At 71.9% G+C, this 7,408-nt stretch carries 10 protein-coding genes; 8 read left to right on the plus strand and 2 right to left on the minus strand.

The genetic code is table 11. The features are described 5' to 3' along the window. Positions 1 to 40: 40 nt before the first annotated feature. The 3 genes from ACR9ZG_RS07095 (at position 41) to ACR9ZG_RS07105 (ending at position 1,472) form a co-directional block, all read left to right on the plus strand. Positions 41 to 367 (plus strand): DUF7882 family protein, encoded by a 327-nt coding sequence (locus tag ACR9ZG_RS07095; RefSeq protein ID WP_481284120.1) that lies wholly within the window; start codon positions 41 to 43, stop codon positions 365 to 367. 34 nt (positions 368 to 401) lie between these two features. Next, a complete protein-coding gene (locus tag ACR9ZG_RS07100) occupies positions 402 to 968 on the plus strand; it encodes a MarR family winged helix-turn-helix transcriptional regulator (RefSeq protein WP_481284121.1) in 567 nt (188 codons plus the stop codon). A gap of 72 nt (positions 969 to 1,040) precedes the next feature. After that, positions 1,041 to 1,472 carry a MarR family winged helix-turn-helix transcriptional regulator gene (locus tag ACR9ZG_RS07105; protein ID WP_481284122.1) on the plus strand — a complete coding sequence of 144 codons (432 nt, stop codon included), beginning with the start codon at positions 1,041 to 1,043 and terminating at the stop codon, positions 1,470 to 1,472. A 52-nt stretch (positions 1,473 to 1,524) separates the two neighbouring features. On the opposite strand, the gene ACR9ZG_RS07110 is transcribed toward ACR9ZG_RS07105, so the two are convergent. Next, the gene (locus tag ACR9ZG_RS07110) at positions 1,525 to 1,779 is read right to left on the minus strand and encodes a hypothetical protein (protein WP_481284123.1); all 255 of its coding nucleotides are present in this window, start codon (positions 1,777 to 1,779) and stop codon (positions 1,525 to 1,527) included. Between the two features lie 144 nt (positions 1,780 to 1,923). Between ACR9ZG_RS07110 and ACR9ZG_RS07115 the strand changes: the two genes are divergently transcribed. Together ACR9ZG_RS07115 and ACR9ZG_RS07120 are read left to right on the plus strand one after the other, a co-directional pair. Next, complete coding sequence (locus ACR9ZG_RS07115; RefSeq protein WP_481284124.1) at positions 1,924 to 2,100, plus strand: CsbD family protein; 177 nt, start codon at positions 1,924 to 1,926, stop codon at positions 2,098 to 2,100. A gap of 124 nt (positions 2,101 to 2,224) precedes the next feature. Continuing rightward, positions 2,225 to 2,581, plus strand: a complete 357-nt coding sequence (locus ACR9ZG_RS07120; RefSeq protein WP_481284125.1) for a hypothetical protein — start codon at positions 2,225 to 2,227, stop codon at positions 2,579 to 2,581. On the opposite strand, the gene ACR9ZG_RS07125 is transcribed toward ACR9ZG_RS07120, so the two are convergent. Further along, positions 2,533 to 3,504, minus strand: coding sequence for a helix-turn-helix domain-containing protein (locus ACR9ZG_RS07125; RefSeq protein ID WP_481284126.1), 972 nt, complete (start codon positions 3,502 to 3,504; stop codon positions 2,533 to 2,535). The two genes, ACR9ZG_RS07120 and ACR9ZG_RS07125, sit on opposite strands and share 49 nt — an antisense overlap. An 85-nt stretch (positions 3,505 to 3,589) precedes the next feature. On the opposite strand from ACR9ZG_RS07125, the gene ACR9ZG_RS07130 reads away from it, so the two are divergent. The 3 genes from ACR9ZG_RS07130 (at position 3,590) to ACR9ZG_RS07140 (ending at position 7,393) form a co-directional block, all read left to right on the plus strand. Next, positions 3,590 to 3,808: a hypothetical protein gene (locus ACR9ZG_RS07130; protein ID WP_481284127.1), complete on the plus strand. Its 219-nt coding sequence runs from the start codon at positions 3,590 to 3,592 to the stop codon at positions 3,806 to 3,808. A gap of 218 nt (positions 3,809 to 4,026) precedes the next feature. Further along, positions 4,027 to 6,681 carry a DUF7507 domain-containing protein gene (locus tag ACR9ZG_RS07135; protein WP_481284128.1) on the plus strand — a complete coding sequence of 885 codons (2,655 nt, stop codon included), beginning with the start codon at positions 4,027 to 4,029 and terminating at the stop codon, positions 6,679 to 6,681. A gap of 115 nt (positions 6,682 to 6,796) precedes the next feature. After that, positions 6,797 to 7,393, plus strand: a complete 597-nt coding sequence (locus ACR9ZG_RS07140) for an HAD-IA family hydrolase (RefSeq protein WP_481284129.1) — start codon at positions 6,797 to 6,799, stop codon at positions 7,391 to 7,393. The last annotated feature ends 15 nt before the right edge of the window (positions 7,394 to 7,408 follow it).

Consider the following 7,408-nt stretch of genomic DNA (forward strand, 5'->3'; position numbering starts at 1 on the left):
CGTAGGCGAGCGTTCTGCTGCCACGGGCATACGAGCAGCGGTGGGAGACGGAGCGGCCATGGGCGTCCTGAGCTACGGGGACAGCGAGTACGAGTTCGACGACCGGGTGCTCAGTCATCTGCAGGTCGTGATCACGACGAAGCTGCGGCGGCGCGAGTCGTTCGCCCTGAGCTGGATGCCGGAGAACGGCGAGTTCGGCCGTGAGTCGATCTGGATCGACAACGGCTTCCCCATCCGGTTCCGCTTCACCCAGGCGGCCGGCTCCCCGCTCAACCGCGTCTGGCTGGAGCAGCTCATGGACGGCACGCACCGCCCCGCCGGGCTGATCCTCACCGACGAACCGGCGGGCGCGCGCACCGAACGCTAGGCGAACTAGTTAGTAGTTGTTCTATCGTTAAGCCATGTCGTCCGAGACTCACGGGTCGGCGCACTACTGGTACGCGCAGGAAGGCGCCGATCGCACCCCCGGCATCGAGGTGCTGGAGGCCATGCGCGCCTACGGTGCTGCCGAGGCTGCGCTGCGCCGCCGCTCCGAGGGTGTGCTGCGCATGAGCGAGAACGACATCTCGGCGATGCGCTACCTGTTGCGTGCTCAGGAGAACGGCCGCACGGTCGGCCCGAAGGAGCTGGCCGAGTATCTCGGCATCCAGAGCTCGTCGGTCACCGCGCTGCTCGACCGGCTGGAGCGCGGCGGGCACATCCGCCGGGAGGCGAGCCCGTTCGACCGGCGCGCGCTGATCGTCGTCCCGGCCGTCCCGGAGGATCAGCTGCAGCGCGCGATCCTCGGCGATGTGCGCGAGGAGGTCGTGCGGGTGGCCGAGTCCCTCGACGCGGACGAGGCGAAGGTCGTCGTCTCCTTCCTCGAACGGCTGCGCGACGCCGTCGACCACATCGACGGCGGCGACAGCCTCCCGAAGCCTGGCAAGCACGCAGCGGGCACGCAGAAGACCCGGTCGCAGAGCACGTAGAGTCGGATCATCGAGAACCCGAACACCGGTGCCGCCTGGTACGACGAGGCCGCGCCCCACACCGTCGACCTGTTGCAGGCGCTGCGCAGCTACCGCGCCGCCGAGCAGGCGATGCGCAGGCGCACCCGCGACTCGATGCGGATGGGCGAGAACGACCTGCGCGCGCTCCGGTTCCTGCTGAAGCGCCAGGCGGAGGGGCGGCCGGCGACCCCCGCCGAGATCGGCGAGCTGCTCGGTCTCAAGTCGTCGTCGGTCACGGTCATGCTCGACCGGCTCACCGTCTCTGGGCACGTGGCGAGGCGGCCGCATCCGGATGACCGCCGCAGCGTGGTCGTGGTGGCGACGCCGGGCGCCGACGAGGAGGTGCGGCACACCCTCCAGGAGATGCACCTCCGGATGCTGGGCGTGGCCGCCGCGCTCGACCCGGGCGAGCGGAGGCTGGTCGTCGACTTCCTCGGCCGGATGTCGGAGACGCTGGCAGGCATCGACCGGGCGCGCGACTGAGCGCCGGGCAGGGCGGCGACTGGCGGGCCGACGTTCGTCTGGCCGCAGACCGTCAGGCCGCCGTGGGCGTGGCGGCCGACGTCGCGTCGGTCGAGTCGCTCCGCCACGCGCCGTAGACCGCCCGGCGGGCGCCGCCGAGCGAGCGGAAGAGACCCAGCTCCTCGCTCGTGCTGCCGTTGGCGACGTAGCCCTCGTCGGTCTGCTCGACCATCCCCACGTAGGCGCTCGGCGTCGTGGCGACCCAGAGGCGGGCGACGGGGCTGCTCCAGGCGAGCAGCTCGGCGTCGGGGCGGTCGGAGGCGATCATGTGTCGATTACATCGTGCGCGATCCGGATGCGCCAAGCGCGCGGCGGGGGGTTGATTTCCCACCCGGAGCGTGCGGGTGGACCCGCTCGCGCCGGGGTGGGAGGTTCGAATGGACCGTACGAACAACGACGGAAGGACAGCGCTATGGGACTCGACGACAAGATCGAGAACGCCGGCGAGAAGTTCGGTGGCGAGGCCAAGGAGTCGGCCGGCAAGGCCACCGGCGACGAGCGCCTCGAGGCCGAGGGCAAGGGCGACCAGATGAAAGCCGACCTGAAGCAGGCGGGCGAGAAGGTGAAGGACGCCTTCAAGCGCGACTGACTCCCGACGTCAGACACGAGGACCGGTGCAGCCTGCGGGCCGCACCGGTCCTTCGCTGTGTGCGGGAGGTGTTCACCCGACGTCCACCTACCCGTCACCGCACTCCCGGAGTAGCTTGCGTCGCATGGGCGACCGGACGGAGCGTGCCCGGGCACGACGCAGAGTGGCGAGCGGGATCGTGCTCGGCCTCCTGGCGCTCATCGGGACCGTGGCGATCGCGGTCGCCATCCCGACGCAGGGGGAGAACCCGCGGGCGTGGGGGACGGTCGGCTGCGGTCTCGTGACCGTGTGGCTGTGCGGTCGGCTGGCTGCGCGCAACCAGCGGCTGCTGCGGCACTACCGCGGCGACGACCTCCCCGAGCCGCCGCATGAGGAGGGGCACGACGACCGGTGGCGGTGGACGCACGTCCACGTCGACCGGGCGCACCGGCCTCACACCGCCGCGGTCACCTCCGGCGTGCGCGCGAAGGACGCCCGGTAGCGGGTCGGCGGCACCCCGACCTCCGCGTCGAAGTGGTGGCGGAGCAGCGTCGCGCTGCCGAAACCGCACTGCCGGGCCACCTCGTCGATCGGCAGCGACGTCGTCTCGAGCAGCAGGCGGGCGTGCAGGATGCGCTGCGTGGTCAGCCACTGCATGGGCGGGACCCCGGTCTCGGCGACGAAGCGGCGTGAGAAGCTGCGCGTCGACATGTGCGTGCGGTGGGCGAGGGTGGCCACCGAGTGGCTCTCGTGGAGGCTGCTCGTCAGGTAGTCGATGAGCTCGCTGAAGGTGTCGTCCGAGCAGTCGGAGACCGGGCGCTCGATGTACTGGCGCTGGCCGCCGTCGCGCTGCGGCGGCACGACCATGTTGCGGGCGATCGTGTTGGCGACGGCGCTGCCGAGCTCGCGGCGAACGAGATGCAGGCAGGCGTCGATGCCGGCGGAGGTGCCCGCGCTCGTGATCACCGTGCCGTCGTCGACGAACAGCACGTCGGGGTCGACGAGGGCGGCGGGGTAGCGGCGCTGCAGGGCGTCGGCGTACCGCCAGTGCGTGGTGCACTCCCGCCCGTCGAGCAGTCCGGCGGCGCCGAGCACGAAGGCGCCGGAGCACACGCTGAGCAGGATGGCGCCGCGGGCGTGGGCGCGTCGCAGCGCCTCCAGCAGCTCCTCGGGGTAGTCGTCGCGCACCGTGGCGGCAGGGACGCAGATGAGGTCCGCGTCCTCCATGGCCTCGAGCCCGTAGGGCGCGATGAGCTGCACGCCCTGCGGGTTGTGGACCGGCTCGCCGGGGTGGAGGGAGCAGACGCGGAAGTCGAACGGCTCGAGGTTCGCGTAGCTGCGGTCGAGGCCGAAGACCTCGCAGACGACGCCGAACTCGAACATGGCGAACTCGTCGATGACGGGCACCGCGACCTTCTTCAACATGGGGCCAGTGTACTGGCCGGATCTTTGCGAAGAAAGACCTGCAGCCATCTCGTGGCACGATCTTTTCGTTCGTAACGTATGGGTCATGGCAAACACGACCTGGGCACAAGGCATGGAACACGGCTGGGTGGCCCGCCCGGCTCGCACCAACGGCGGGGAGCCGATCCGCTCCCGTCGCCGCTTCATCCTGAGCGACTGGCTCCCGGCGGCGATCGCCGCCCGCGGCGGCCGCGTCACCCGCGAGACCGAGCGCGCACTCGGCGACCTTCGGGCGGCGCAGGACGCACGCTCCGCAGGAAGATGACGCGAGCCACGTACGCGCCGGTTGCGACCACTGCAACCGGCCGGCGCGGCGCACGTAAGGAGGCGGAAACTCCCTAGTGGCGTACGACGTCCGCGCGTTACCGTGTTCGCATCGCGACGAGCGGAGGGGCGATGCGAGCTGCGGAGAGAGGCGGGATGCGGCGCCGGCATCGAGGGGTGCGTGCAACGGCGGTAGCACTGGCTGCGACGCTCGCGGGGGTGACGCTCGCGGTGACGGTGCAGCCGCGGCCCGCGGAGGCGATCCCTCCCTTCCCCATCGTCGATGACACGGACGGCACGCCGGGCGACACCAACCCGAACTGGGCGAGCGTCGTCACCGGGGCGGGGGCCAGCGGGAACGTCTACACCGTCGACCAGTGGTTGCGGCTGACGAACGCCGGCACCAACCAGGCCACGAACATCCTCAACGACACGCCCTTCCCCTCCTCCACCGGCTTCGCCGTCGACTTCGACTACCGGCAGGAGGGGGGCACATCGTTCAGTGGAGACGGCCTCCCGGCGCGCACGGGCGATGGGCTCTCGATGTACCTGGTCGACGGGGCCGCGCCGGTCACGGCCGGTGGCATCGGCGGCGGGCTCGGCTATGCGGGCAGTGCGGCCGGCTGCGGCGTCGAAGGCGGCTACGTCGGCTTGGGCCTCGACGTCTACGGGAACTACGCGCTGCCGACGACGAACGCCGACGGCGGTCCGGGTGTCAGCCCGTCCACGATCGGGGTGCGTGGATCCGGCACCACACCGTGCGCGACCCCCGGCGCGAACTACCCCTGGGTGGATGGAGTGCCCGTGGCCGGCGTCTGGACCGGACTCGCCGGCAACACCGTCGATCCCGCGGTGCGGCCGCTCTCCCTCTATCGGCACGTCCGGGTGGTGGTGGCCCCCGAGGGCGGGGCCGTCACCCTGACCGTCTCGATCAGCGACCCGGTGCGCAAAGACCTCCCGTTCGGGCCGCTGACGCAGGTGCTCTCGGTGAACCTCGCCGCGGTGCCGGGCCAGATCCCGCTCCCCTCCACGCTCAAGCTGGGGTTCGGGGCCTCCACCGGCGGAGCGACGGATTATCACGACATCCGGCGCGTCCGGGTCACGGCCTTCACCGACGCGGCGATCACGAAGGTGCTGTCTCCGGCGACTCCAGGCCATCCGGGGTTGGTCCCGGGCCAGTTCGTTCCGGGCGACCCGATCGGCTTCGTGGTGACGGCGGTGAACAACGGGCCGACCGCGATCGGGAACGCCCCGGAGGGCGTCGCCCGTGTGTTCGACGACCTGACCTCGACGGGGGTCGCCGACGTGACCTGGACGTGCAGCGGGAGCGGGGGAGCGGTCTGCCTCACGCCCTCCGGGACCGGGCCGGTGGTCTCCGCCGACTGGACCGCTCCCGCGGGAGGCGCGGTGACCGTGGAGATCGTGGGCACGGTCGCCCTCGATGCGCCGAGCGGCCTGCGCTCGAACACCGCGGTGATACCCACCGACTTCGCGACCAACACGGTCGGACCGCCGGGCAGCCCGGTGCAGCAGGACGGCGCGACCATCGACTCCGACCCCGCCAACAACACGGCAAGCGCCACCTTCGTCGTGCAGCGGCCCACGTTCAGGGTGTTCAAGGCCGCCAGCGCCCCGACCTTCGCGATCGGGCAGCCCGTGACGTACACCGTCACCATGCTGAACGGACAGGGACTCGGTAGCGCGACCTTCACCGACACGGTTCCTCCGGCGGTCGAGGTGACCGGCGTCAGCTGCGCCATCACCGTCGGAACAGGTACGTGCACCCCGAGCGCCGTCGGCAATCAGGTCAGCGGAGCCTTCGCGGCCGGGGTCAACTCCGTTGCCGTCCTGACGATCACGGGGGTCGCCGTCGCCGAAGGGCCGGCGACCAACACCGTCGTGCTGACCCCGACCGATCCCTTCTGCGTGGCGGTGAGCTGCGGCGGCGGTTCGGCCACCACCGCCGCGACCGCCGTCGTGCCGACCGCGCTCTCGCTCACCAAGGCGGCGGTGACGGCCGACGATCAGCCGGTCACCGAGCTTGCGCTGGGCATGGCCGTCGAGTACCGCTACGCGGTGACCAACTCCGGCCAATTCGCCCTCGAGAACGTCGTCGTCGACGAGCTCTCGTTCACCGGGTCCGGACCGTTGGCGCCGCCTGCGTGCCCGCAGACCACGCTGCAGCCCGGGGAGAGCATGACCTGCACCGCGTCGTACGAGGTCACCCAGGCCGATCTCGACGGCGGGCTGATCGACAACACCGCGCAGGCGTCGGGCAACGCCCCGCAGTCCGCGGTGATCACCACCTCGCCGGAGGCCTCGCTGTCGCTCCCGGTCCCCGCGTCGCCCGCGCTCGGGCTGACCAAGGCGGCCGAGGTGGTCGACGCGAACGGCTCCGGCCGGACCGACGCCGGCGACGCGGTCACCTGGACCTTCGTCGCCACCAACACCGGCGACATCACGCTGCACGAGGTGACCATCGACGACCCGATCGCCGGTGTCGTGTCGTGCGACACCGTGACGCTGGCGCCGGGCGAGGCGGCGAGCTGTCAGAGCCTCCCGCACACCATCACCGCCGGCGACGCCCTGAGCGGGGCGATCGTCAATCGGGCCACGGCCACGGCCACCGACCCTCGCGGTTCGACGGTGACGTCGGCGGTGGCGTCGGCGGTCGTGCCCGTCGTCGCTCCGCCGTCGCCGCCGACGCCGCCGACGCCGCCGACGCAGCCGCCGGCGGAGTCCACGGGAGGCGGGGGCGAGCTCGCGGCCACGGGCTCCGACTCCGCTGCGGCCGGACTCCTGGCTGTGGTCGGCCTGCTGGCCGTCGGGGCCGGCGTCATCGTGAGGCGACGGAGGCGGCGCGCCGAGTCGTGAGTTCATGTCACCGCTCGCGCCGAGTCGTGACCTCATGTCACTGCTCGCGCCGAGTCGTGACATGAGGTCACGACTCGCGCGGGGCGGTGGGGTGCGGCGCCCGTAGGCTGGGCGGGTGGACATCAGCGCATCCGGCTTCCTGTTCGACATGGACGGCACGCTCGTCGACTCGACGCCCGTCGTGGAGGCGGTGTGGACCGAGTTCGGCGTGCGCCACGGCGTCGAGCCGGCCGACATCCTGGCGTACTCGCACGGGCGGCAGGCGATGGACACGATCGTGCGCTTCCTGCCCGACGCCTCCGACGACGAGCGGCTCGCCATCGCGCAGGGCCTCGTCGCCGAGGAGCTCACCCGCACCGACGGCATCGTCCAGATCGGCGGCGCCGTCGCCCTCCTGGAGGAGCTGGAGGCGCTGGGCGCGCCGGTCGCGGTGGTCACCAGCGCGCCGCGCGAGCTGGCGGAGGCCCGCCTCCGCGCGGCCGGCCTGCGGATCCCCGACGTGCTGGTCAGCGCGGAGGACGTCGAGCGCGGCAAGCCCGACCCGCAGGGCTACCTCCTCGCGGCGGAACGGCTCGGCGTCGCGATCGCGGACTGCGTCGTCTTCGAGGACGCGGAGGCCGGGGTGGCCGCCGCTGTCGCCTCCGGCGCCCGCGTGATCGTCGTCGGCGGCCTCGACACGGCGGCGACGGTCGACTTGTCCTCGTGGGTGTGATGCTCCATGCCTCCC

The organism is Leifsonia sp. KNZ12-8B (assembly GCF_056755495.1).